At 59.1% G+C, this 23,784-nt stretch carries 22 protein-coding genes and 1 tRNA gene; 11 read left to right on the top strand and 12 right to left on the bottom strand.

All coding sequences use genetic code 11. The features are described 5' to 3' along the window. The first annotated feature begins 26 nt into the window (after window positions 1-26). The 5 genes from purD (at window position 27) to VMV64_RS16950 (ending at window position 4,977) form a co-directional block, all read left to right on the top strand. Window positions 27-1,322 carry a phosphoribosylamine--glycine ligase gene (gene purD / locus VMV64_RS16970; RefSeq protein WP_325332505.1) on the top strand — a complete coding sequence of 432 codons (1,296 nt, stop codon included), beginning with the start codon at window positions 27-29 and terminating at the stop codon, window positions 1,320-1,322. A 10-nt stretch (window positions 1,323-1,332) separates the two neighbouring features. Further along, window positions 1,333-1,836 (top strand): 5-(carboxyamino)imidazole ribonucleotide mutase, encoded by a 504-nt coding sequence (purE, locus tag VMV64_RS16965; protein ID WP_325332503.1) that lies wholly within the window; start codon window positions 1,333-1,335, stop codon window positions 1,834-1,836. Between the two features lie 215 nt (window positions 1,837-2,051). Next, on the top strand, window positions 2,052-2,609 hold the full coding sequence (locus VMV64_RS16960) for an L-threonylcarbamoyladenylate synthase (RefSeq protein WP_325332501.1): 558 nt from the start codon (window positions 2,052-2,054) through the stop codon (window positions 2,607-2,609). 13 nt (window positions 2,610-2,622) lie between these two features. Beyond that, complete coding sequence (hemF, locus tag VMV64_RS16955) at window positions 2,623-3,525, top strand: oxygen-dependent coproporphyrinogen oxidase (protein ID WP_325332499.1); 903 nt, start codon at window positions 2,623-2,625, stop codon at window positions 3,523-3,525. A 48-nt stretch (window positions 3,526-3,573) separates the two neighbouring features. Beyond that, window positions 3,574-4,977 (top strand): amino acid permease, encoded by a 1,404-nt coding sequence (locus tag VMV64_RS16950; RefSeq protein WP_325332497.1) that lies wholly within the window; start codon window positions 3,574-3,576, stop codon window positions 4,975-4,977. Between the two features lie 45 nt (window positions 4,978-5,022). Here the strand turns inward: VMV64_RS16950 and VMV64_RS16945 are convergent, their stop codons facing one another. From VMV64_RS16945 to ilvD, 4 genes are all read right to left on the bottom strand, one after another. Continuing rightward, complete coding sequence (locus tag VMV64_RS16945; RefSeq protein WP_325332495.1) at window positions 5,023-5,346, bottom strand: c-type cytochrome; 324 nt, start codon at window positions 5,344-5,346, stop codon at window positions 5,023-5,025. Between the two features lie 44 nt (window positions 5,347-5,390). Continuing rightward, window positions 5,391-7,436 carry a thioredoxin domain-containing protein gene (locus VMV64_RS16940; RefSeq protein ID WP_325332492.1) on the bottom strand — a complete coding sequence of 682 codons (2,046 nt, stop codon included), beginning with the start codon at window positions 7,434-7,436 and terminating at the stop codon, window positions 5,391-5,393. 61 nt (window positions 7,437-7,497) lie between these two features. Further along, window positions 7,498-9,285: a GspE/PulE family protein gene (locus tag VMV64_RS16935; protein WP_325332490.1), complete on the bottom strand. Its 1,788-nt coding sequence runs from the start codon at window positions 9,283-9,285 to the stop codon at window positions 7,498-7,500. A gap of 7 nt (window positions 9,286-9,292) precedes the next feature. After that, the gene (gene ilvD / locus VMV64_RS16930; protein ID WP_325332488.1) at window positions 9,293-11,146 is read right to left on the bottom strand and encodes a dihydroxy-acid dehydratase; all 1,854 of its coding nucleotides are present in this window, start codon (window positions 11,144-11,146) and stop codon (window positions 9,293-9,295) included. 288 nt (window positions 11,147-11,434) lie between these two features. On the opposite strand from ilvD, the gene lgt reads away from it, so the two are divergent. The 3 genes from lgt (at window position 11,435) to VMV64_RS16915 (ending at window position 13,350) form a co-directional block, all read left to right on the top strand. After that, window positions 11,435-12,217, top strand: a complete 783-nt coding sequence (gene lgt / locus VMV64_RS16925) for a prolipoprotein diacylglyceryl transferase (protein WP_325332486.1) — start codon at window positions 11,435-11,437, stop codon at window positions 12,215-12,217. 75 nt (window positions 12,218-12,292) lie between these two features. Continuing rightward, a complete protein-coding gene (locus VMV64_RS16920) occupies window positions 12,293-12,973 on the top strand; it encodes a DUF2189 domain-containing protein (RefSeq protein ID WP_325332484.1) in 681 nt (226 codons plus the stop codon). Continuing rightward, window positions 12,970-13,350 carry a VanZ family protein gene (locus tag VMV64_RS16915; RefSeq protein ID WP_325332482.1) on the top strand — a complete coding sequence of 127 codons (381 nt, stop codon included), beginning with the start codon at window positions 12,970-12,972 and terminating at the stop codon, window positions 13,348-13,350. The genes VMV64_RS16920 and VMV64_RS16915 overlap by 4 nt, the downstream gene beginning before the upstream one ends. Here VMV64_RS16915 and VMV64_RS16910 read toward each other — a convergent pair. From VMV64_RS16910 to VMV64_RS16900, 3 genes are read right to left on the bottom strand one after another with little or no spacing between them, the layout of a single operon-like run. Continuing rightward, a complete protein-coding gene (locus tag VMV64_RS16910) occupies window positions 13,347-13,529 on the bottom strand; it encodes a YbdD/YjiX family protein (protein ID WP_325332480.1) in 183 nt (60 codons plus the stop codon). The genes VMV64_RS16915 and VMV64_RS16910 overlap by 4 nt on opposite strands. 25 nt (window positions 13,530-13,554) lie before the next feature. Next, window positions 13,555-14,235, bottom strand: coding sequence for a DUF4197 domain-containing protein (locus VMV64_RS16905; RefSeq protein ID WP_325332478.1), 681 nt, complete (start codon window positions 14,233-14,235; stop codon window positions 13,555-13,557). A gap of 37 nt (window positions 14,236-14,272) precedes the next feature. Further along, window positions 14,273-16,345 carry a carbon starvation CstA family protein gene (locus tag VMV64_RS16900; protein ID WP_325332476.1) on the bottom strand — a complete coding sequence of 691 codons (2,073 nt, stop codon included), beginning with the start codon at window positions 16,343-16,345 and terminating at the stop codon, window positions 14,273-14,275. 65 nt (window positions 16,346-16,410) lie between these two features. Here VMV64_RS16900 and VMV64_RS16895 point away from each other — a divergent pair. Further along, a tRNA-Ala gene (locus tag VMV64_RS16895) sits at window positions 16,411-16,486 on the top strand. Next, window positions 16,459-16,650, top strand: coding sequence for a hypothetical protein (locus tag VMV64_RS16890; protein WP_325332474.1), 192 nt, complete (start codon window positions 16,459-16,461; stop codon window positions 16,648-16,650). The genes VMV64_RS16895 and VMV64_RS16890 overlap by 28 nt, the downstream gene beginning before the upstream one ends. Before the next feature lie 197 nt (window positions 16,651-16,847). Here the strand turns inward: VMV64_RS16890 and VMV64_RS16885 are convergent, their stop codons facing one another. The 5 genes from VMV64_RS16885 to VMV64_RS16865 all read right to left on the bottom strand — a co-directional run bounded on the left by VMV64_RS16885 (window position 16,848) and on the right by VMV64_RS16865 (window position 20,395). Next, window positions 16,848-17,150, bottom strand: a complete 303-nt coding sequence (locus tag VMV64_RS16885; RefSeq protein ID WP_325332472.1) for a DUF3223 domain-containing protein — start codon at window positions 17,148-17,150, stop codon at window positions 16,848-16,850. A 122-nt stretch (window positions 17,151-17,272) separates the two neighbouring features. Then, on the bottom strand, window positions 17,273-19,174 hold the full coding sequence (locus VMV64_RS16880) for a hypothetical protein (protein WP_325332470.1): 1,902 nt from the start codon (window positions 19,172-19,174) through the stop codon (window positions 17,273-17,275). Next, on the bottom strand, window positions 19,161-19,673 hold the full coding sequence (locus VMV64_RS16875) for an ABC-three component system middle component 5 (RefSeq protein ID WP_325332468.1): 513 nt from the start codon (window positions 19,671-19,673) through the stop codon (window positions 19,161-19,163). Before VMV64_RS16875 ends, VMV64_RS16880 begins: the two co-directional genes overlap by 14 nt. Next, window positions 19,667-20,221 carry an ABC-three component system protein gene (locus VMV64_RS16870; protein WP_325332466.1) on the bottom strand — a complete coding sequence of 185 codons (555 nt, stop codon included), beginning with the start codon at window positions 20,219-20,221 and terminating at the stop codon, window positions 19,667-19,669. Before VMV64_RS16870 ends, VMV64_RS16875 begins: the two co-directional genes overlap by 7 nt. Before the next feature lie 21 nt (window positions 20,222-20,242). Further along, entirely contained in the window at window positions 20,243-20,395 is a 153-nt protein-coding gene (locus VMV64_RS16865; protein ID WP_325332464.1) for a hypothetical protein, read from the bottom strand. Between the two features lie 421 nt (window positions 20,396-20,816). Between VMV64_RS16865 and pepN the strand changes: the two genes are divergently transcribed. Continuing rightward, window positions 20,817-23,462: an aminopeptidase N gene (gene pepN, locus VMV64_RS16860; RefSeq protein ID WP_325332462.1), complete on the top strand. Its 2,646-nt coding sequence runs from the start codon at window positions 20,817-20,819 to the stop codon at window positions 23,460-23,462. The last annotated feature ends 322 nt before the right edge of the window (window positions 23,463-23,784 follow it).

Below are 23,784 nucleotides of genomic sequence, written 5' to 3'. Positions count from 1 at the left end.
CGCCTTAGCGGTTATTGGGGTTAGACATGAAAATTTTAGTCATCGGCAGCGGCGGACGTGAACATGCGCTCGCCTGGAAATTGGCGCAAAGCCCGCGTTCGACCAGGATCTTCGTCGCTCCCGGCAACGCCGGCACCGAACTTGAACCGGACCTGACCAACGTCGCGCTCAGCACGATTCCCGAGCTGCTCGAATTCGCCAAGCAGGAAAAGGTCGCCTTTACCGTGGTCGGCCCGGAAGCACCGCTGGCCGCCGGCATCGTCGACGTCTTCCGTGCCGAAGGGCTGAAAATCTTCGGCCCGACCCAATTCGCGGCGCAACTGGAAAGCTCCAAGGATTTCGCCAAGGCCTTCATGGTGCGCCACGGCATCCCCACCGCGGCTTACGCCACCTTCACCGATGCCGCCCAGGCCCACGCCTACATCGACCAGCAGGGCACCCCCATCGTGATCAAGGCCGACGGCCTGGCGGCGGGCAAGGGTGTGGTAGTGGCTCTGGACCTGAACGAAGCGCACGCCGCCGTAGACATGATGCTGGCCGGCAACAAGCTGGGCAGCGCCGGCGCCCGGGTGGTGATCGAAGAATGCCTGCTCGGCGAGGAAGCCAGCTTCATCGTCATGGCCGACGGCAAGCACGTGCTGCCGCTCGCCACCAGCCAGGATCACAAGCGCCTGCTGGACGGAGATCAGGGCCCCAACACCGGCGGCATGGGCGCTTATTCGCCGGCTCCTGTCATTACGCCGGCGCTGCACGCGCGCGTGATGCGCGAAGTGATCGACCCGGTGATGCAGGGCATGGTGCAGGAAGGAGAGATGTTCACCGGCTTTCTCTACGCCGGCCTGATGATCGATGCCAAGGGCAATCTCAAGGTGCTGGAATTCAACTGCCGCATGGGCGACCCGGAAACCCAGCCGATCATGCTGCGTCTGAAGAGCGATTTGCTGACCTTGGTGGAGCACGCCGTCAACGGCACGCTCGACCAGGCCGAAGCGGAGTGGGACCGCCGCGCCGCGCTGGGCGTAGTCCTGGCCGCCGCCGGCTATCCCGACGACCCGCGCAAGGGCGACGTGATCAACGGACTGCCGCCGCTCAACGACCTGCTGGAAGAAACCCCGCGCGACTTCCACGTGTTCCATGCCGGCACCGCCATGAGAGACGGCAAGGTCGTCACCAGCGGCGGCCGCGTGCTGTGCGTCACCGCGCTGGGCGACAAGGTGCAGCTGGCACAGCGGCGCGCTTACGAAATCGCCGACCTGATCAAGTTCGATGGTTGCCAGATGCGGCACGACATCGGCTACCGGGCGATTAAAGCTAAACATTAGAGGAAACTCCATGACTATCCCGTTCGTCGCCATCCTGATGGGCTCGGATTCCGACCTGCCCGTGATGAAAATCACCCTCGATACCCTGGCCGCTTTTGGCGTGCCGTACGAGGTCAGGATTTCCTCCGCTCACCGCACTCCGGCGGCCACGGCGGAATACGTGGCGGATGCCGATCAGCGCGGCTGTGCCGTGTTCATCGCTGCAGCCGGCCTGGCTGCGCACCTGGCGGGCGCAGTGGCCGCTCACACCATCCGGCCGGTAATCGGTGTGCCGATGGAAAGCGGGCCTCTCAATGGTTTCGACGCACTGCTATCCACCGTGCAGATGCCGGGCGGCATACCGGTAGCCTCGGTTGCCATCGGCAAGGCCGGCGCCAAAAATGCCGCTTACCTCGCCGCCCAGATCCTGGCATTGCAGGACAGCGGCTTGGCTCAACGTCTGAAAGACGACCGCGCCCGCACCGCCGAGCAGATCGCCGCCCAGAACCGGAAGCTGCAAGCCTCTCTCAAGTAAAGGGTGCCCTAATCCTAGAAAAAACTTTTAACCACGAATTTACACGAATAAAACACGAATGTTCACGAATAATCAGTTGGTTAGTGTGGATAACCTGATTCACCTGTTTGGTGCCAAAAGTATGTGCCTCCAGGCGACACGATGATTGTCTCTAACTATCCGTGTTTATTCGTGAACATTCGTGTCATTCGCGGTTAATCGCCGTTTTTAGGATAATGCCCTACTCCGCCGCCCTGATCCGGAAAGTGCGCGCCCACCTTAGTGGTGACGGAATCATCGCCTATGCCACCGAATCCTGCTATGGCCTGGGCTGCGACCCACGCAACGCCCGCGCCGTGCGCCGCTTGCTCCAACTCAAGAGCAGGCCACAGTCCAAAGGCCTGATCCTGATCGCAGACCGCTTCAGCCGCCTGCGGCGCTACGTGCTGCCGCCCACGGCGGAACAATCGAGGCAACTCGACCAGACTTGGCCAGGACCGCATACCTGGCTAATGCCCGCTTCCCGCCACACGCCACGCCGGCTACGCGGCCGGCATGAAAGCATTGCCGTGAGAGTGACCGCACACCCCGATGCCGCCGAATTGTGCCGGGTACTCGGCACAGCCCTGGTTTCGACCAGCGCCAACCGCGCCGGGCTGAAGCCGTTAAAAACTCACGCCGCCTGCGTCAAAGCCTTCGGCCAGGGTGTTCTGGTACTGCCGGGCCGGGTCGGCGCCCGCAAAACCCCCTCCACTATCCAGCACCTGCTGACCGGCAAGATCATCCGACCCTGAATATGGGCACCATATGAACCGCGACGCCGTCAAAACTTACCTCACCGATTTGCAGGAACGCATCGTAACCATGCTGGAGCAGACCGATGGCCATACTTTCCTGCGCGACGCCTGGCAGCGCCCGGAAGGCGGGGAGGGCTTGAGCTGCGTGATCGAGGAGGGTAAGGTGTTCGAGCGTGGCGGCGTAAATTTCTCCCACGTGCGCGGGCAGAAGCTGCCTGCCAGCGCCACGGCCAAACGCCCAGAACTGGCCGGGTGCGGCTTCGAAGCGATGGGACTGTCGCTGGTGCTGCACCCGCGCAATCCTTACATACCCACCAGCCATTTAAACCTGCGCTTCTTCTGCGCGCAACCGCCCGACGGTGAGCCGGTGTGGTGGTTCGGCGGCGGCATGGACCTGACGCCTTATTACGGCTTCACCGAGGATACCGTGCATTTCCACCGCACCTGCCGTGATGCGCTGACGCCGTTCGGCGCGGAATATCACCCCCGCTTCAAGCAATGGTGCGACGAATACTTTTACCTCAAGCACCGCAACGAGCCGCGCGGCATAGGCGGGATCTTCTTCGACGACTTCCATGAGCGCGATTTCGATTTCAGCTTTGGTCTGATACAAAGCGTCGGCGAGCACTTCCTCGCCGCCTACCTGCCCATCCTGCAACGCCGCAGCGCCACGCCTTACGGCGAACGCGAGCGGGATTTCCAGGCCTATCGCCGGGGCCGTTATGTCGAATTCAACCTGGTGTGGGATCGCGGCACCCTGTTCGGCCTGCAATCGGGGGGGCGTACCGAATCCATCCTGATGTCGCTGCCGCCCATCGTCAAATGGCGCTATGACTGGCATCCGGAAAAGGGCTCGGATGAGGAACGGCTGTACCGCGAGTTTCTGGTGGCGAAAGACTGGCTGCAACCGTAGCCAGGGATTGCCAACATAATTACACTTCGCATCAACAAGGGAGACGACATGCAGATATTTCGCACAAAAACCATAACGCCGGATGACTTTGGCGACACCGGGCTGAAAAAATGCCTGACTGCCTTCGACCTGACATTCCTCGGCATTGGTGCGATTATCGGCACCGGTATCTTTGTCCTCACCGGCATCGCCGCCGCTACCCAGGCCGGCCCAGCCGTAGTGCTGTCGTTCATCGTCGCGGGCTTCGCCTGCGCCTTCGCCGCACTCGCCTATTCCGAACTTGCCTCTGCAGTGGGAGGCTGCGGTAGCGCCTACGGCTACAGCTACGCAGCGTTCGGCGAACTGGTAGCATGGATCATCGGCTGGGATCTGATTCTCGAATACGGCGTCGCCACGGCGGCGGTGGCCAACGGCTGGTCGGGCTATTTCAACAACGCCCTCACCGCCATTGGCATGGGCCTGCCCGAAGTGCTGACCAAGGCACCCAGTCTGGGCGGCATCGTCAACCTGCCGGCGGCGGGCATCGTGCTGATACTGATGGTGCTGCTGGCGATCGGCGTGCGCCAGAGCACGAAAATCAACACTGCGATGGTGTTTGTTAAGCTGCTGACCATCGCGGTATTCATCGGGGTCGCGTTGTTCAACATCCACCCTGAAAACTGGACCCCATTCATGCCCTTCGGCTGGTCTGGCACCAGCCCTGAAGGCAAACCAGTCGGCGTTTTCGCTGGCGCAGCGATGGTGTTTTTCGCTTATGTCGGCTTCGATGCCGTTTCCACGGCTACGGAGGAGGCCAAGAATCCGCAGCGCGACGTGCCGATCGGCATCATTACCTCGCTGGTGTTCTGCACCCTGATTTATATCGTCGTTTCCGGCCTGCTCACCGGCATCGTGCCCTACACACAGCTCAACGTGCCTTCGCCGGTGGCGCACTCGCTCCATCTACTTGGCATCAACTGGGCCTCGGCGCTGGTGGCGACGGGCGTGATCGCCGGACTGACCACGGTGATGCTGGTGCTTTATTACGGACTGACCCGAGTGATTTTCGCCATGTCGCGCGATGGACTGCTATCGCCGTTCTTCGCCCGCGTCCACATTAAGACCCATACTCCGGTTCGGGTCATTATCCTGTGCGGCCTGGTTATCGCCACCATCGCCGGCTTCATTCCGCTGGGCGAACTGGCCGAACTGGTCAACATCGGCACGCTGGCCGCCTTTGTGCTGGTGTGCCTGGGGGTGATTGTGCTGCGCATCACCCAGCCCCATCTGCACCGTCCGTTCAGGAACCCGCTGAATCCGTTCTTCCCCTTGCTCGGCGCATTTTCCTGCGGGGCGCTGATGGCGTTCCTGCCGGCCATGACATGGCTGCGTTTCGTGGTCTGGCTGGTGATCGGGCTGATCGTGTACTTCGCTTACTCGATGCACCACAGCAAGCTGGCAAAAGCTCAATAAAAAAGCCGGCCTTTTGGCCGGCTTTTTCTTGATGCACCGCCCGAATTACTTCAAGGTCAGCACCCAAGCCACGATCTTCTTGATGTCTTCGTCCTTGACGGCGGCGTTGCCACCCTTAGGAGGCATAGGCACAGGACCCCACACGTCCTTGCCGCCGGCAATGACTTTCTTGGTCAACTTGTCGACCGCGCCTTTGTCAGCGGCGTATTTCTTGGCCACATCCTTGTAAGCCGGGCCGACCACTTTAACGGCGACCTGATGGCAGGCCATGCAACCGCTCTTTTGTGCCAGCGCCAACTGATCATCAGCTGCTGCTTGTCCAGCCACCAGCAAGGCCGCAGCAGCGGCAATTCCCAGAATTGCTTTCATCTAATACTCCTTAGTTTAACTTCAGAAAAAAGTGACCCGCCATATTATCCAATTTTTCCAGCTTTGCAAACCTGTAGCAGGATATCTACATCCGATATTTCTGGTAAGCATTTAACGCCCTGGCACACCCATGCGTTGACAACGGGCGTCGCCGGCTTGTCGAGGCTGCCGGGCAGGTTCTCCAGCTTGCTCGGCAGCGCCAGCACCATGGTCGTGGGCCGGTATTCCGTCGCCAGGGCCTGTTGCCAAGCCGCAAGCTGCTCGGCAGGCCCGCGCAGGATGACGATCTGCGGCGGCTCCAGGTATTCCTCCAGCACCGCGAGAAAGGACATGAAGCCGGTCGGCTGGGCGGCGATCTGCGGATAAAACAGCTTCAGGGCGCGCTCCGCCGCCGCTAGGTAGCGGGTTTCACCGAGCAGGTGCCCCAGCCGCTGCAACGCGAACGCCGCCACGCCGTTGCCGGAGGGGGTGGCAGTGTCGAACCCAGATTTGGGCCGGGAAATCAGGGTTTCGTGGTCATGCGCGGTGAAATAGAAGCCGCCCTGGTCGCGGTCCTCGAACCGGGCCAGCAGCGCTTCCGCCAACTCGCGCGCAAACTCCAGGTCGGTGGTGCGGAAACGGGCCTGCATCAACTCCACCAAAGCGTCGAGAAGAAAGGCATAGTCGTCGAGATAGCCGCCCAGGTTGGCTTTGCCGTCCTTCCACGAGGCCAGCAGGCGGTTATCCCGCCATAAATCGGTTCGAATGAAATCCGCGGCCTGCTGCGCCAGGGCGATCCAGTCTTCCCGGCCGAAGGTGCGGCCGGCATGGGCCAGCCCCTTGATCATCAGGGCGTTCCAGCTGGTCAGGACCTTTTCGTCCCGCCCCGGCCGTACCCGCTGTGCACGCAGGCTCATCAGCTTGGTTCGTGCGCTGTCCAGCAAACGCCGTGCATCGTCCAATTTCACGCCCAGCTCCCGCGCTACCTGGTCGAGCGGACGGGCGACATGGAAATGCCAGTGGCTGCCTTCGAAGTTGGCCGGCTGGTCGAGTCCGTAGTGCCGCGCCAGTACGGCATATTCGTCGGCAGCAAGCGCGGCGGCAACTTCCTGCGGCGTCCATACGTAGAATTTGCCTTCCTCGTGCTCGGAATCGGCATCCAGCGCGGAATAGAAGCCGCCCTGCGGCGCACGCATTTCCCGCACCAGCCACGCCACGGTCTCTTCCGCCACCGTGAGGAAGCGCTCGTCGCCGCCGCAGCGCCAGGCATCGGCATACAGCTCGAGCAGCGGGCCGTTGTCGTAAAGCATTTTCTCGAAATGCGGGATCAGCCAGCGCTCGTCCACGCTGTAGCGGCAGAAGCCGCCGCCGAGCTGGTCGTTGATGCCGCCGTCGGCAATTTTGCGCAGCGTCTGGCGTGCCATTTCCAGCACCTGCCCGTTCCCTACGGCGGCATAACGGCGCAGGCAAAAGGCGATTTCGCTCGGCCGGGGGAATTTGGGCGCGCCGCCGAAACCGCCGTGCACCGGGTCGAAGCTTTTCTCGAGCTGGGATAACGCACTTGCCAGGGGCGCGGGGCTAGGCTCCGTCCCAGCCTTCGGCGCGGGGGCGGACGACGCCAGGCTTTCCCGCAGCGAGATATTTTGCCGGGCAATGTCATGCCGGTGCTCGCGATAGGCCTGTGCCACCTTCGGCAGCAGGTCCTTGAAGCCGGGCCGGTTGTAGCGCGCCTCCGGGGGGAAATAAGTGCCGCCGTAGAAGGGTGTCTGATCCGGGGTCAGGAACAGGGTCAGCGGCCAGCCGCCGCTCCTTCCGGTAAGCAGGGTGTGAGCGCTCTGGTAGATCTGGTCGAGGTCCGGCCGCTCTTCGCGGTCGACCTTGATGGCAATATAGTCGCGATTGATCAGATCAGCGGTGGCCTCGTCCTCGAACGATTCGTGCGCCATGACGTGGCACCAGTGGCAGGTGGAATAGCCGATCGAGAGCAGAATGGGCTTGTCCTGCTCGCGCGAAAGTGCGAGCGCTTGCTCTCCCCATGGATACCAATCTACCGGATTGTCGGCGTGCTGCTGCAGGTATGGGCTAGATTCGGAAACAAGATGGTTGGCCATGAAAGTCTCCTGAAAAGGCAATATTCAGGATACCACAAAGACCGACTGTTTTTGTCAACCATTACATGCCGGAGGGTGGCGGGGCGACTTTCAAAACTTCCTCTATCGTGGTTAGCCCGCTCGCGACCTTCTGCGCGCCGCTGATCCTGAGCGGCTTCATGCCTTCCTTGTAGGCCTGCTCGCGCAGGGCGGCGACATCGCAGGCCGGCTTGATCAGCTTGCGCAGGCCGGGCGACATGATCAGCATCTCGTACAAACCAATGCGGCCGAGGTAGCCGGTCATGCGGCATTCCAGACAGCCTTTCGGCGCATTCGCCGTCGCCGGCGCGGCGGCCTTCCACGGTTTGACCATAGACTCCCAGACTTCGCCGTCGAGCGCTTCGCGCTCCTTGCAGTGCGGGCACAGGGTACGCACCAGGCGTTGCGCCATCACCCCGAGCAGGGTCGCGTTGATCAGGTAGGGCGGGACACCCAGATCGAGCAGGCGGGAAATCGCCGAAGGTGCGTCGTTGGTGTGCAGGGTGGACAGCACCAGATGCCCGGTCAGCGCCGCCTGGATCGCCATTTCCGCGGTTTCCAGGTCGCGGATCTCGCCCACCATGATGATGTCCGGATCCTGCCGCATCAGGGTGCGCACGCCGCTGGCGAAATCCAGGCCGATGTTTTGCTGCACCTGCATCTGGTTGAGCTGGGGCGCGATCATCTCGATCGGGTCTTCGATGGTGCAGACGTTGACTTCCGGCACCGCCAGCTGGCGCAGGGCGGAATACAGCGTGGTGGTCTTGCCCGAGCCGGTCGGTCCGGTGACCAGGATGATGCCGTTGGGCTGACCGGTCATCTGGGTCCAGCGCACCACGTCCTCGTCGGAGAAACCCATTTCCTTGAAGTTCTGCGCGATCACGTCGGGATTGAAGATACGCATCACCATCTTTTCGCCGAAGGCGGTCGGCATGGTGGAAAGGCGCAACTCGATTTCGTCGCCATCGGGCGAGCGGGTCTTGATGCGGCCATCCAGGGGGCGGCGCTTCTCGACGATGTCCATCCGACCGAGACCCTTGAGGCGGCTGGTCACCGCGCCCATCACCGCGAGCGGGATCTGGTAAACGTGGTGCATTACACCGTCGATACGGAAGCGCACGTCGCCGTAGTCGCGCCGCGGCTCGAGATGGATGTCGGAAGCGCGCTGATCGAACGCGTATTGCAGCAGCCAGTCGACAATGTGGACGACATGCCGGTCATTGGCATCGAGGTTGCCGGTGCGCCCCATCTCCACCAGCTGCTCGAAGTTGGAAAGGCCGCCGCCAAAGGCTGAACTCTGCGATTGCGAGGCTTTCTTGACCGAACGCGCCAGGTTGTAGAACTCGGCAAGATAGCGTTGAATATCCAGCGGGTTGGCGACGACACGTTTGATGTCGAGGCGCAGGATCGGTGCCAGCTCTTTTTCCCACTCGTTCAGGAAAGGCTCGGCCGTGGCGACCACCACCTCGCGCGAGGTGACTTCGACCGGCAGGATGCGGAAGCGCGCCGCATACGTATCCGACATGATGTTGGTGACGGCGGTCACATCGATCTTCAGCGGGTCGATGTGGTAGTAGGGCAGCTGGACCCAGTCTGCCAGCCATTCGGTCAAGGCCTCGAGGCTAAGCAGCTTGTGCGGGGGCTTGGCCGATTTCCATTTCTGCTCGGCGATTTGCACCAGTGGATGAACCTCGCCCCGAGCACCTCGCGCCGGCAACAACAGGTTGGCGGTATCCGCCTTTTCAATCAAGCCGTCGGCGATCATCGCCTCGACCAGCTCACGCAAGCTGAGCTTGTGGTCGGCCTTTTCAGGCTTGGCGGAATGGGCCATTCGTTTCTTAGCGCCGCTCAACCTGTGACACGTCGCGCACCGCGCCCCGGGCCGCGCTGGTGGTCATCGCCGCATAGGCCCGCAGCGCGGCCGAGACGATGCGGTTGCGGTTCGCCGGCTTCCAGGCTTGTGCACCTTTAGCTTCCATGCTGAGCCGGCGGTGGGCCAAGTCCTCGTCGCTGATCCTGAGGTTGATGGTACGGTTCGGGATGTCGATCTCGATGCTGTCGCCTTCTTCGATCAGGCCGATGGCGCCGCCTTCCGCTGCTTCCGGCGAGGCGTGGCCGATTGACAGGCCGGAGGTGCCGCCGGAGAAGCGCCCGTCGGTGAGCAGGGCGCAGGATTTGCCCAGCCCCTTCGACTTCAGGTAGCTGGTGGGGTAAAGCATTTCCTGCATGCCCGGCCCGCCGCGCGGCCCTTCGTAGCGGATCACCACGACGTCGCCGGCGACGACCTTGTCGGCGAGGATGCCCTCCACCGCATCATCCTGGCTTTCGAAAATGCGTGCGCGGCCATTGAATTTGAGGATGCTTTCGTCCACCCCAGCAGTTTTGACGATGCAGCCGTCCACGGCGATGTTGCCATAGAGCACGGCCAGGCCGCCGTCCTGCGAATAGGCGTGGGCCTTGTCGCGGATGCAGCCTTTTGCGCGGTCGATGTCGAGATCAGGATAGCGCTTGTCCTGACTGAAGGCGGTCTGGCTCGGCACGCCGCCGGGCGCGGCGCGATAGAAAGTTTTCACCTTCTCGTCCTGGGTGCGCATTACGTCCCATTGCTCCAGGGCGAAACCCAGGGTGGCGCTATGCACCGTCGGCAGATCGCGGTGCAGCAGCCCGGCGCGGTCGAGTTCACCCAGAATGCCCATGATGCCGCCAGCACGGTGCACGTCCTCCATGTGGTAGGTCTGGATCGAGGGCGCCACCTTGCACAGGTGGGGAACCTTGCGGGAAAGGCGGTCGATATCCTGCATGGTGAACTCCACCCCACCCTCATGCGCCGCCGCGAGGAGATGCAGCACGGTGTTGGTCGAACCGCCCATGGCGATGTCCAGCGTCATGGCGTTCTCGAACGCCTGGGATGAGGCGATGCTGCGCGGCAGCACGGAAGCGTCGTCCTTTTCATACCAGGACTTCGCCAGCGCCACAATCAGCCGGCCCGCTTCGAGGAACAGACGCTTGCGGTCGGCATGGGTGGCCAACAGCGAGCCGTTGCCGGGCAGCCCGAGGCCGAGCGCCTCGACCAGGCAGTTCATCGAGTTGGCGGTGAACATGCCGGAGCAGGAACCGCAGGTGGGACAGGCGGAACGTTCCATGGTCAGGGTTTCGGCATCGGTGTAATGGGGATCCACCGCCGCCACCATGGCATCCACCAGATCGAGGTGCAGCGTCTTGCCGTGGATGACCGCCTTGCCCGCCTCCATCGGCCCGCCGGAAACGAAGATCGTCGGGATGTTGAGGCGCAGGGACGCCATCAGCATCCCGGGGGTGATTTTGTCGCAGTTGGAAATACAGATCAGCGCATCGGCGCAGTGGGCGTTGACCATGTATTCGACGCTGTCGGCGATGAGTTCGCGCGAGGGCAGGCTGTAGAGCATGCCGGCGTGGCCCATGGCGATGCCGTCATCCACCGCGATGGTGTTAAATTCCTTGGCCACGCCGCCGGCTTTCTCGATCTCGCGCGCCACCAGCTGCCCCATATCCTTGAGGTGGACGTGGCCCGGCACGAACTGGGTAAAGGAATTGGCGATGGCGATGATGGGCTTGCCGAAATCGCTGTCGGTCATGCCGGTGGCGCGCCACAGGGCGCGGGCGCCGGCCATGTTGCGGCCGTGGGTGGAGGTCTTGGAGCGGTAAGCGGGCATAACACTATCCTTGCGAGCAGGAAAAAAAGAGATTAACCTAAAAACGGCGATTCACCACGAATGACACGAATAAAACATGAATGTTCACAAATAGTCATGGCATGGTGTTTTTACCTGCGCCCACTATCACGGCGAAGCAGTTCCGTTTTGTATTCGTATGTTTTTATTCGTGTAAATTAGTGAACATTAGTGTCGCCTAAAGGCGCCTACTTTTGGCATTCGTGGTTAAACTGATTTTTCCAGGATTAACGTATAATCCGCATTTTAACCGAATTCCCTGCCGCCTCAATGCTGATCCATCCGCAATTCGATCCCGTCGCCCTCCATCTCGGCCCGCTCGCCATCCGCTGGTACGGCCTGATGTACTTGCTGGCCTTCGGCCTGTTTCTGCTGCTCGGACGGCAACGCATCAAGACCGGCCCGCAGCCGGGCTGGACCGTCAAGGAGCTGGACGACCTGCTGTTCTACGGGGTGCTGGGCGTAGTGCTGGGCGGCCGGCTGGGTTACGTGCTGTTTTACCAGCCGGCCCATTTCCTTGCCCATCCGCTGGAGATTTTTTCCGTCTGGCAGGGCGGCATGGCCTTCCACGGCGGCTTCCTCGGCGTGCTCGTCGCGATGGGACTATTCGCCCGCAGGACCGGAAAAAGCTGGCTCGCCGTCACCGATTTCATCGCCCCGCTGGTGCCGCTCGGCTTGGGCGCGGGGCGCATCGGCAATTTCATCAACGGCGAGCTGTGGGGCCGACCGAGCGATGTGCCCTGGGCCGTGGTGTTTCCCCAGATCGATTCGATTCCGCGCCACCCCTCCCAGCTTTACCAGTTCGCGCTCGAGGGCCTGGCGCTGTTCGCCCTGCTCTGGCTGTTCTCGCGCAAGCCGCGCCCGACCGGCGCAGTGTCCGGCCTGTTCCTGATCGGCTACGGCAGCTTCCGCTTCCTGGCGGAATTCACCCGCGAGCCGGACAACTTCCTCGGCCTCCTGGCGCTCAATCTCAGCATGGGGCAGTGGCTTTCCCTGCCGATGATCGTAGCGGGCATGGCGATGCTGCGCTGGGCGTACCGAAAAAGCACTTAAATCGTGGAGCGACCGCTTAATTATCGCAAGATTTCATTTTCCCATATTCGAAACTGGGTCGCCCACGGCTGGCGGATGTTCCGCCAAACTCAAAATACCAGCGTCGCCTATGCCGGCATCTTTGCCATGGTCGGCGCGGCCTTGCTCGCGGGCGTAATGATTCTGGACATCGCACCGATGGTTTTTCCGCTGGCCGGCGGCTTCATGCTGGTCGGCCCGGCTGTTTTGGCCGGGTTCTTCAATGCCGCAAAGGTTCAGGCATCTGGGCGGAATGCCCGCCTGGTCGACTTCTTCGCCGGGTTCCGCCATAGCCCTCCGGCGCTGTGGGTGCTTTCCGTGGTCTGCATGTTCCTGTTCCTGATCTGGCTGACCGATGCCGCCATTGTTTACAGCCTGTATTTCGGCACTGTGCCGGTACTATCCGCGCTGGAATTTTTTTCGGCCTTCGGCAGCGGCGGGAGATGGCTTTCCTTCCTGCTGTTTTCCTCAGTCACCGGCGCCGTGCTGGCTTTCATGATCTTCGCCATTTCCGCCTTTTCAGTGCCCCTGATCCACGACCGCCGCCTGGAGCTGACAAAAGCGGTCAGCGCCAGCGTGCGCGTGGTTTTCGGCAATTTCAGCGTGATGATCGCCTGGGGAATCGCCTTGACGCTCGGCGTGGCCGGTTCGATCCTGCTGTTCATGCCCCTGTTCGTGGTGGTGTTCCCGGTACTGGCCTTCGCCAGCGAGCGGGCCTACCGGGATATCTGCGTTTGAACCCAATCCGGATTGCCGGCTATTGGAAAGCGGCGGGGTGGATGCTGGTGCTGGCGATCATCGCTCTTTCGCTGACGCCGTCCCCACCTCATTTGAACGTGGAACAAGGCGACAAGCTCGGCCACTTAGCCGCCTATGGCCTGGTGACGTTATGGTTCGCCCAGCCCTACACCGCCCTGCGCCAAAGGATCTGGCTCGCGGCCGGCATGGTGGCGCTGGGCATTGCCCTGGAATATGCCCAGCGCGCCACCGGTTACCGCTCATTCGAGGTTGCCGACATGATGGCGGATGCGCTCGGCGTTGCGATCGGCTGGCTGCTGGCGCCGCCGCGCCTGCCCAATCTCCTGTCATGGACGAAAAATCACCTGTCCCGCTAGCAGCAACGGCGCACTCCCTCCCACTTGCGTTCCTGTTCCTGCCTGAAAAACTCCTTGGCACTTAATACTGACTCGCCCGGATGCGCCTCGGCATGATGGCGCAGATAGCACTCGTAGGCGTCGTCGCCGGACGCCCGGCGAATGAAGCGCCACAACGCGCCCAAGCGAACCCCTAACATCGCCCGGCCCATCCGGGTTGCCGCACTAGCGGCCATAGCCGAATATCTTGCCGATCAACTTGCTGCCGCTACCGACAGGGTCCTTGCGGATGGCGCGCTCTTCCTCGGCAATCGTTGCGTATAAGCCGTCCAGCGTTTTCTGGGTCACATACTGTTCGATATTGGCCTGCTTCTCTTCCACCAAGCCGTACTTGGCGGCCTTGCCGGCAAAATCATTGTAGCGCTGCGCAAGGCCGACCTTTTGGGTGCTCTTTTTCACCATGGGCAAAAACTTCACCCCCAGCGCATCCTCGGTATTCTTCCTGAAGTAAGCCGTGGCGGCATCATCTCCGCCGCTGATGATCGCCCTGGCATCCTGAATGGACATCTTTTTCACCGCCTCGATCAGCAGCGTCTTCGCTTCCGGCACTGCCATTTCGGCCGCGCGATTCATCGCCACCACCAGTTCATCCGCCTGCTTGCCCATGCCAAAGGTCCGCATCACTCCTTCGACCCTGGCCAGACTGTCCGGCAGGGGAATTTTGACTTTTTCGTTGTTCAAAAAACCGTTTTCCTGCCCCAGCTTGCCCACCGCCGCCACCGCGCTCTTGGTCAGCGTTTCTTTCAGGCCACCCGCCATCTCGCCCGTCGTCAGACTGGCTATGTCGGCAGCAACAGCCTGCCCGCAGATCATCAGCAAGCCCAGAATCTTCCACATGGTTTTCATCTCGCACCCCTCTTTCGCTGTGAATCTAATGGTTCCCTCAGTCCCTCACCCAGTCTTCCACCAGGCGCGACGGCTCATGCGCCGATTCGGAGAGCGGCGGCACCGGCTTGCCGCGCACGTGCCGCGCCGCCACCCGTAGCATGTCGAAAATGACCACCCACAGCACCACCACGAAAAAAATCGTCAGCCAGGCATCGAGCTGCTGATTAAAGATGAGCTGCGGGGCGAACTTGGCCTTGGCCGCCGGCAAAGCCCCACTGGCGAGCTTGTCCGCCATGTCGTTGGCGGCGGCGAAAAAGCCGACCCGCACATCGGAGCTGAACACCTTCTCCCATGCCGCACTGGTCGTCACCATGGCCAGCCACGCCAACGGCACTCCGGTGACCCAGGCGTAGCGAAGCCTGCCGGACTTGACCAGGATGCCGGTGGCGACCGACAGGGCGATTGCCGCCAGCATCTGGTTGGAAATGCCGAACAGCGGCCACAGGATGTTGACGCCGCCATTCGGGTCGATGACGCCAATGTAGAGAAAATAACCCCAGGCTGCGACAACCATTCCACTGGTGAGCAGCACCGAGGGATACCAGGAAGTCTCTCCCAGTTTAGGCGAGAAATTGCCCAGCATGTCCTGCAGCATGAAACGGCCGACGCGGGTGCCGGCGTCCAGGGTGGTAAGGATGAACACCGCCTCGAACATGATGGCGAAGTGGTACCACATCGCCAGCATCCCCTGCCCGAATGCGCTACCGAAAATACTCGCCATCCCCACCGCCAGCGAAGGCGCGCCGCCGGTGCGGGCGAACAGGGTTTTTTCACCCATATCCCTGGCCAGCAATTCCATCTGCTCCACCGTCACCGGGAAGCCCCAGGACGAAATTTTCGCCACCGCGTCCGCCGCCTCCTTGCCCACCACGCCCGCCGGGCTGTTGATGGCGAAGAACACGCCGGGGTCGAGCACCGTGGCGGCGATCATCGCCATGATCGCGACAAAGGATTCCAGCACCATGCCGCCGTAGCCGATCATGCGGATGTCCCGCTCGTTGGCGAGCAGCTTCGGCGTGGTGCCGGAAGCAATCAGCGCGTGGAAGCCGGACACCGCGCCGCAGGCGATGGTGATGAAGACGAAGGGAAAAACGCTGCCGCCGAAAATCGGCCCGCTGCCGTCGATGAACTGGGTCAGCGCCGGCATCTTGATCTCCGGCCGCATGATGATGATGGCGATCGCCAGCAGGAAAATCGTGCCGAGCTTCAGGAAGGTGGACAGGTAATCGCGCGGCGCCAGCAGCAGCCACACCGGCAGGATCGCCGCGAGAAAGCCGTAGCCGATGACCAGCCAGGCCAGCGTCAGCCCCTCATGGTCGAACAACGGGCGCAAGGTTTCGCTATGGTCGATCCAGCCGCCGCCCGCCACCGCAAGCAGCAGCAGGGCGAGGCCCAGCAACGAGCCCTCCAGCACTCGGCCGGGGCGGATGTTGCGCATGTAAAGACCGACCAGCACCGCAATCGGGATGGTCGCCGCCACCGTCGAAGTCGCCCACGGGCTGTGCTTCATGGCATTGACCACCACCAGCCCGAGCACCGCGATCAGGATCACCATGATCATCAGCGTACCCACCAGGGCCGCCGCGCCGCCGACCGGCCCGAGTTCGTCGCGCGCCATCTGGCCCAGGCTACGCCCGTCGCGGCGGGTGGAAAAGAACATGGTGACCATATCCTGCACGCAGCCGCCCAGCACCGCGCCGACCAGTATCCACAAGGTACCCGGCAGATAGCCGAACTGCGCCGCCAGCGTCGGCCCGATCAGCGGCCCCGGCCCGGCGATGGCGGCGAAATGGTGGCCGAACACCACCCACTTGTTGGTCGGCACGAAGTCGCGCCCGTTGTCGAAACGTTCCGCCGGCGTCGCGCGGGTTTCATCCAGTATCAGTACCTTGGCTGCCAGCCAGGCGCTGTAAAAGCGGTAGGCAATGGCGTAAACGCATGCCGCTGCGGCAATGAACCAGATCGCGTTGATGCTCTCGCCCCGGTTGAGGGCAATGCCGCCCACCGCCGCCGCACCGAGAACCGCCACCAGCAACCAGCCTATCCGCGAAAGAAGCGTGCCTTGCATTTCCATCCCCTCAACAGCTCTTTTAAATAGCGTTGATTATAAGGTAATATGCCCGTTCCAACTGTGGGCCGATAGCTCAGCTGGGAGAGCGCCGCGTTCGCAATGCGGAGGTCGTGAGTTCGATCCTCATTCGGTCCACCATTTTAGAAAGCCCGGAGGGTATCCGGGCTTTTTTCTTGCCCGCGAAGTGCGGCGATGGCGGTCTGCTTGGCCTTCATCATTGGCTAAGTGTGGTGATTGGCGATACCGCCATGAGCGCGCTATTCGGCCAGGAAGCCAAGCTCACGGCCCTGCGTGTGGGGTAATAGCCGAAGTAAAGGGGTAATGGTGTAGCGCAATACCCCAATATGCACGCGCGGGGCCGGTTCCAACATTCCAACAAATTGTTGGAATGTTGGAACCGGCCCTGAGGATTTGTTTTTATCAGGGTAGCGTGCTTCGGGAGCAGTTCATAACAGCCTCTAAGCCTTCATCACGGCCAGCCTTCCGGCCACCATCGCGGCTATTTTCTATTGGCGACGCAGTCAGTCCAGCTGATGTTGTCAGAGGTCCCATCAGTTTTGTGAATTTGAAAACCGCGACTCCCTTCCTCTTGAATGAGCAACTGGATGCGAGCCACTCCAGGAGCAAGTTTTTTGGGATAATCGGTATGGCTTTCAAAAAGAGTTAAACAAAATTTCGTGTCTTCAGCATTCAGAAAATCACCAATCTGATAGCGATCTACAAGAGCCCGGATAAATTCTGTGAGGTCGCCCTTTTTTCGGAAGAAGTGCTCCCCTATTGTCACGCTTATCGCTTGGCCCATATATTCTCCATTTTCACATTAATGTTGTTTGCTTGCGGCAATCGTAGAGGTTGAAAGCCAACTGTCGAAAAAAAGAGCGGCGCCGCTAATGGAAACATAGCTGGCCGTTGCGGGCGGCAAGGTTATTTTATGTTTATGGATTTTTCATCGTGTGTAAATTTTGGCCCAACGATATATGTATCGTTATCTAATTCAGGGCAGACGCTCATTGTCGTCATGATGATTTGATGAACGACATCGGAGTCCTCAGAATGCCTCGCGATAATTTTTTGGAAATTATAGCTTCTATCGACCTCCATCCCGCCGTCTTCGATGCCGTCCAAAATCAGAAGGCGTGGGTAGCGGAAATAATCCTGCTCAAGCGAGGAGAGGAGCAGCGCCAGATGGAAACCGTGGCGCAAAAATACCATCGAGCTTGCTGAAAATTGCTTTTGGTCGTCGATGGTCAACTGGTTCGCGGCGAAATCTATGTCAATTTCATCAGCCTGCGCAAACTCTGCCTGTCGGAACAGATCCTCCTTGAGAATCGTCTTCAAATTGTTCACGACGGACAAATAGGCAGAGCTGCGGCGGCCAGTCTGCTGGCGGGTCACCGCCTCGATGCGCCCACGCGTCCACTCCAATCGGCTCTCCACCTCGCCAAGCTTTTGTGTCAATTTTTCAAGCAAGTCGGCCAGCTTCTTCAGCTCCAAGGCATTTTTTATCTCTTGCTCTTTGCCGCCAATTTCCTTCGAGATCGACTGCATCAAAATTTGATTAGGCGATCTCCAATGAGCCTGATTGCGCTTGAATTCAGCCTCTAAGGATTTTAGCTGCGCTTCGGCCGAGGGAATTTCAAGCGTGATCGAATCAAGCTCTTCCAATTGTTGCATGCGGATCGTGCTAGATTCCTTTAGTTGCAGAGCCAGCTCGTTTCTCATCCGAGCCAATTGCGACCGCGCTGAATCCTCGGCGATATCAGACTTGCACAGCGCGCATGAAGACTTGTTTTCACCCACCGCTTCGAGTTTGGTAAAGCAACTTGGGCAAAACGAAAAGACCGCCGTACCCAAGTAGGACTCGGCTATCGCGGACTCCTCCAAGCTAAACATCCGTTCTTCAAGCTCTTTAAGAAAAAGTTCTGAATCCGCAATCTCGGTCTGAAGGTCAATTTTTTTCTGTTTGAGCTTGGACAACTTGGAATGAGCGTCGCTCAGCTTCGTTCTTAACGAATTATCTTCCTTTGAAGAAGAGGTTTTGGCGGACGCCTCGCTATTGATATTTTCAAGCCTGGACTGCAGGAAAGTGACTTCGCTCGCCAGCGTTTGAATTTGATTGTCCAAGAAATCAAGCGATATATTGGTTCCAGAACTTCCAAACGTACTGTAAATCGTTTTGATGCTCGCCCGAATGGCCGACGCTTCTTTGTCGGCTGCGGACTCCTGCAGTTTCAAATCGTATAGCTCAGTTGAGTCGATTCCCAGAAGATAGTCGCCCACGGCCGCACGAGTTATGCCGCGATCAAACCGATCATGACGGAATAAATCCGATGAAGGCGTCTCTTGGTCCGAGTAGACCAAGCGCATCAATTGGTGCATCGTAATATTCGAACCTCCCTCGCCACGGAGCTCAGGCATTTCCAGCAGTCGAAACATCACTTGGGAGAAGCTCTCCTTCGATTCGCTCCGTTTGAATGGGTATTGTTGCCACATTGACGCCCCGACATCCATTGCAGTCTGCATGCCGCCCCAAAATATTGACAGCGGCTGCATCAGCTGGGTGCTCACGTGCCTGCGCAAGGTCACGACAGCCTCGTTGGCGGTGATCTCCAAATAGATGTCGTCGCACAGCTGGGCCACTTGGTTGAAGCTGATGCTTTCCGAGCCGAGAGCGTATGCGATAAAGCGAATAGCCGTGGTTTTGCCAGAGCTATTTTCGCCGGTGATGACGTTCAGCCCCGCATGGAAAGAAATATCCATAACCGAATTGCCGTTTTTTTTAACGACCAAGCGATCAACGAGAATGGTAGGCTTATGCAATGTCATATCGATGTTCTATAAGGCTGGAGCGATGCTTGAGCCCGTTATCTCCATTGGTGGGCATGGCGAGCAAATCCGACAGGACAAACTTGCCCACGACGGTTTGCCGCTCCTGAAACCTTGCGACCGCCGCCGCCAAATCGTCTGGCATGTCGCTTTCGGTAAGCACGAGAATCCCGCGTTTCAATCCAGCGACGTCGATGAGGTCCGCCGCCACAAGCCCGCTTAGCGCGGCAAAAAATATTGGCCGCATTCTTTCAAAAGCGGCCCGAGTTCCAGACGCGTGGCGATAGGGGTTTTCCGTCTCCTTCACCGCCGCCCGCATGGTCCGAAATTCGGCGGGAAATTTAAAACCGATCATTTTGTATGGATAGACTAGAAAATAGTCCGCGATTCTAGCCGCGTCGATTGATAACTCAATCCGTCGCTTGGCTGACGACATGGCGATGGCCAATATTCTTATGGCGCTATGGTAAGGGTCCAGCGCTGGATCGTATATCAGCATGCGTCCCACCTGACGTAACAGTTCCCAGCCAAGAAATAAACCAACCCTTGAATGTCCATCTTGTCCAACATTAGTGGGTTGCTTTCAAGCATTTGCAACGCTGGAGATATTACTTTTTCCAACATGGCCGCGTCCACGATTTCTCGGGAAGCCTCGGCCTGCACCAATGGTAATACCGATTGCTCAAAATTGACGACAATCTCCGCCATTAAAAAAGTGAATATGGTCTGTGCTGATTTGGAGCCTTGTTGACGCATGATGGCCTTATAGGCCGATTGCTTCTTGATCAGCGCCCCTTTTAGCAAGTCGGCTCGCCCCGAGGCGTTCAGCTTATCCTCAAGACCCCGTATATCGGAGCTGGTTTCGTTGGACAGAAAATGCTCAAGTTTTTCCGTCCACGTGGAAAGCGTTTGATCCGCGAGGGTTTCGGCAAGGTATTGCTCGACGAGCTTGGCCATTGCCGTAGGCTCACGCGCGGCATTGTAGGTTTTATTTACATCCCTGCCAGCGACGTCGCCCGCGACTGTGTTGTCTTGGACTGTGGTCATCACGCTTGCCATTTCAGCCTATTATTTCTTATTGATATCGCGACCGGCGATATCGCCGGCCGCCACATTGCCCCGGATCGTCGTGGAGTTTTTGGATTTGTCCACGATGATTCTCAACGTCCAGCCCGCGAACAAGCCGCCAATAAAGCTCAGAATTTCAGACAGATGCTCCATTGTTTCCCCTATGTCTTGTTTATCGCGCAAATTAGCAGATAAATGCTAGGTTAGCATTCTTTTGCAAAAGAATGCTATTTGGGAATTTTATTTTCCAGTTGGACTTTCATCGTAACAATGACTACAAAATCGCGTCCGCATCGAGATAGCCTCGTTGGCAGGCCATTGAGCACCATGGGGTCTAGCTATGTAGCTCTCAATGACCGTTTCCCAGCACGGATCAGTTGTTTCCCTGCATTTGACGTATGACCGTTCTTGGCACTTCCACGACATTCGGTTTCGAGTACAAAACGTATATTATGGATCTTAATTCAGCAGATCAGCGGCCGCCAGCAATAAATCAGGCCGAAGTCCACAGCCTCACCCATAAATCCACAATCATTTTCTGTCACACTACGATTTTCCCTCAACGTGTGCCCTAATGACTCAAGATACCCCGCAAACCATTAACTTGACCGACTACGCGCAGCCCTCTTTTTTAATTGACACGGTCGATGTTGACGTCAATTTCCAGAGCGGAGAAGCACTGGTGACAGCGCAGCTGTCAGTACGTCGCAACCCGGCAGTGAAGACGTCCAATGGCCCGCTGGTACTCGATGGGGAAGAATTGGAGTTGATCTCAGTAAGCCTCGATGGCGTGCCCATGGCACCTGACCGTTACCGCTTAAGTACCGGCCATCTGACTCTGGTCGACTTGCCGGATGCCTTCTGCCTGGAGACGGTGACGCGCATTCACCCTGACGGCAATACCCGCCTGTCCGGCCTCTACCTCTCGGCTAACGGGTATTTCACCCAGTGCGAAGCGCAGGGCTTTCGCCGCATCACCTGGTTCCAGGATCGTCCGGACGTGATGTCACGCTATACCGTTACCCTGCATGCCGACAAAGCGGCGTTCCCGCAATTGCTAGCCAACGGCAATCCCGTCGCCAGTGGTAACGAGGAGGGTGGGCGGCACTGGGCAAAGTGGCAAGACCCCTTCCCTAAGCCTTGCTATCTGTTCGCTATGGTTGCCGCCAAGCTCGACGTACTGCGCGACAGCTATCGAACCACGTCTGGCCGCGAGGTCCAACTGGCGATCTTCGTCGAGCCAGGCAAGCTGGATCAGTGTGTGCACGCCATGTCTGCCCTTAAAAAGTCGATGCACTGGGATGAGCAGACCTTTGGCCTGGAATGTGATCTCGACCATTACATGATTGTCGCCGTCGGTGACTTCAACATGGGGGCAATGGAAAACAAGGGGCTGAACATTTTCAACACAAAGTACGTGCTGGCTCGGCAGGATGTGGCCACTGATGTTGATTACGAAAATATCGATAGGGTGGTAGCGCACGAATATTTCCACAACTGGACCGGCAACCGGGTGACCTGCCGCGACTGGTTCCAGCTGTCGCTCAAGGAAGGGCTGACCGTCTTTCGTGACCAGGAATTCGGCGCCGATGTACATAACCGTTCGGTGGCCCGTATCCGCGAGGTACGCAGCCTGCGTGCGGCCCAGTTCCCCGAGGACAGCGGTCCGATGGCTCACCCCGTGCGACCGGCCTCATACATCGAAATCAACAACTTTTATACCGCTACCGTGTATCAAAAAGGTGCTGAGGTCGTGCGCATGATCCAGACCCTGATCGGCAAGCAAGCCTTCCGTCGTGGTATGGATCTGTACTTCGCCCGTCACGATGGACAGGCAGTGACCTGCGATGACTTCGTTGCCGCCATGGCCGATGCATCTGGTGCGGATTTCAGCCAGTTCATGCACTGGTACGAGCAGGCCGGTACGCCACACGTTGCTGCGACTGGCCGATATGATGCCACCAATCATCGTTACATACTGAGATTGAGCCAGTCCTGCGCCGCTACGCCCGGTCAATCAGCCAAGCAGCTCTACCATATTCCAGTTGCCATCGGCCTGGTTGGTCCGGACGGACAGGACCTGCCCATACGTCTGGTCGGAGATAATTCCGGCACCCATGTCAGCCAGCTAGTGCTGTCGCTGTGCAGCGAGACGCAAGAATTCATCTTCGAAGAAGTCTTGGTCGATCCCGTACCCTCGCTATTGCGTGATTACTCGGCCCCCGTCGTACTCGATTATGCTTACAGTGACGCAGAACTCGCTCACCTGATGGCGCACGACAGTGATCCATTCAACCGCTGGGAAGCGGGGCAGCGCCTGGCCAATCGCCTGATTATCGCTGCGACCACCATACTCAGTGCGGGAGGCACGCCGATCTGGCCAGTCAGCTTCGCCCAAGCGACGGCGCGGGTGCTGGCCGATGCCGACACCGATCCCGCCTTTGCCGCTGAAGCTCTGTCATTGCCGAGCGAAGCAACGCTGGCCGAACAACTGGACGTGGTTGACCCCAAGGCACTGCACGCAGCCCGCAATGGCTTGCGCCGCTTCCTCACCGAACATCTCGGCGCGGAATTTCAGGCTTGCTATGAGCGTCTTGCGCCGAGAGAGGGTTATCGTCCTGATCTGATCGATGTTGGCCACCGTGCGTTGCGCAACGTCTGCCTTGGCTACCTGTGCGAAGCGGATAGCCAGTCTACCCGTGCGCTGGCGCGACAACAGTTCGATAGCGCCGATAACATGACCGACCAATTTGCCAGTCTGTCGGTCTTGGCGCAGAGCGAAGGCGAGGAACGACAGCAATCATTGGATGCCTTTTATCAGCGTTGGCAAGGCGAAGCGCTGGTCGTCGACAAGTGGCTTCAAGTACAGGCCACCAGTCGTCGCCCAAGCGTTCTGAATGAGGTCAAGCGGCTAGTCGAACATCCCGCATTCGACTTGCGCAACCCGAACAAGGTCTACGCGCTTCTGCGCGCTTTCAGCAGCAACCATGTGCATTTTCATGCAGCCGATGGCAGCGGCTACCACTTTCTTGCCGAGCAGACGCGTAAGCTGGATGCCGTCAATCCGCAGGTCGCTTCCCGAGTCGCCCGTTGTTTTGACCGATGGAGAAAGTTTGATGCCAGTCGCCAGGCACATGCCCGTGCTGCCCTGGAGATTCTGCGCAACCATACTGGTTTGTCGCGTGATTTGTTCGAGATTGTGGATAAACAGCTAGGGTAATCCATCTTTCAGAGCGCGGGAGGGGATTGGAACAAGTGGCGGTTTTCACTCTTAGCGAGTTTGCATTGTAAATCCAGCATTGCTTTGACAAAGTGCAACGATATGCATCATTTTTAGACAAACTGCAAAATTATGGGCCTTGAATCCCCAATTATTGAAGCCGATAACCCGAAAAACTAGTGGTTTTGTGCAAAGATATGATTCCCATTGGGTGCAACTTTATGGGTTCAGTTTCAACTCTGGCTTCTTCTTTTCCGACGTGGTGCCCGCACGGATGGGCTTCCGGGGTTCGTGCGAAGGGCGACAACGACCGATACGTCCC

The organism is Sulfuricella sp. (assembly GCF_035531155.1).
GTDB lineage: Bacteria > Pseudomonadota > Gammaproteobacteria > Burkholderiales > Sulfuricellaceae > Sulfuricella.
The sequence above is the reverse complement of the archived record's forward strand: the minus strand, read 5'-3'. Positions and strand labels throughout refer to the sequence as shown.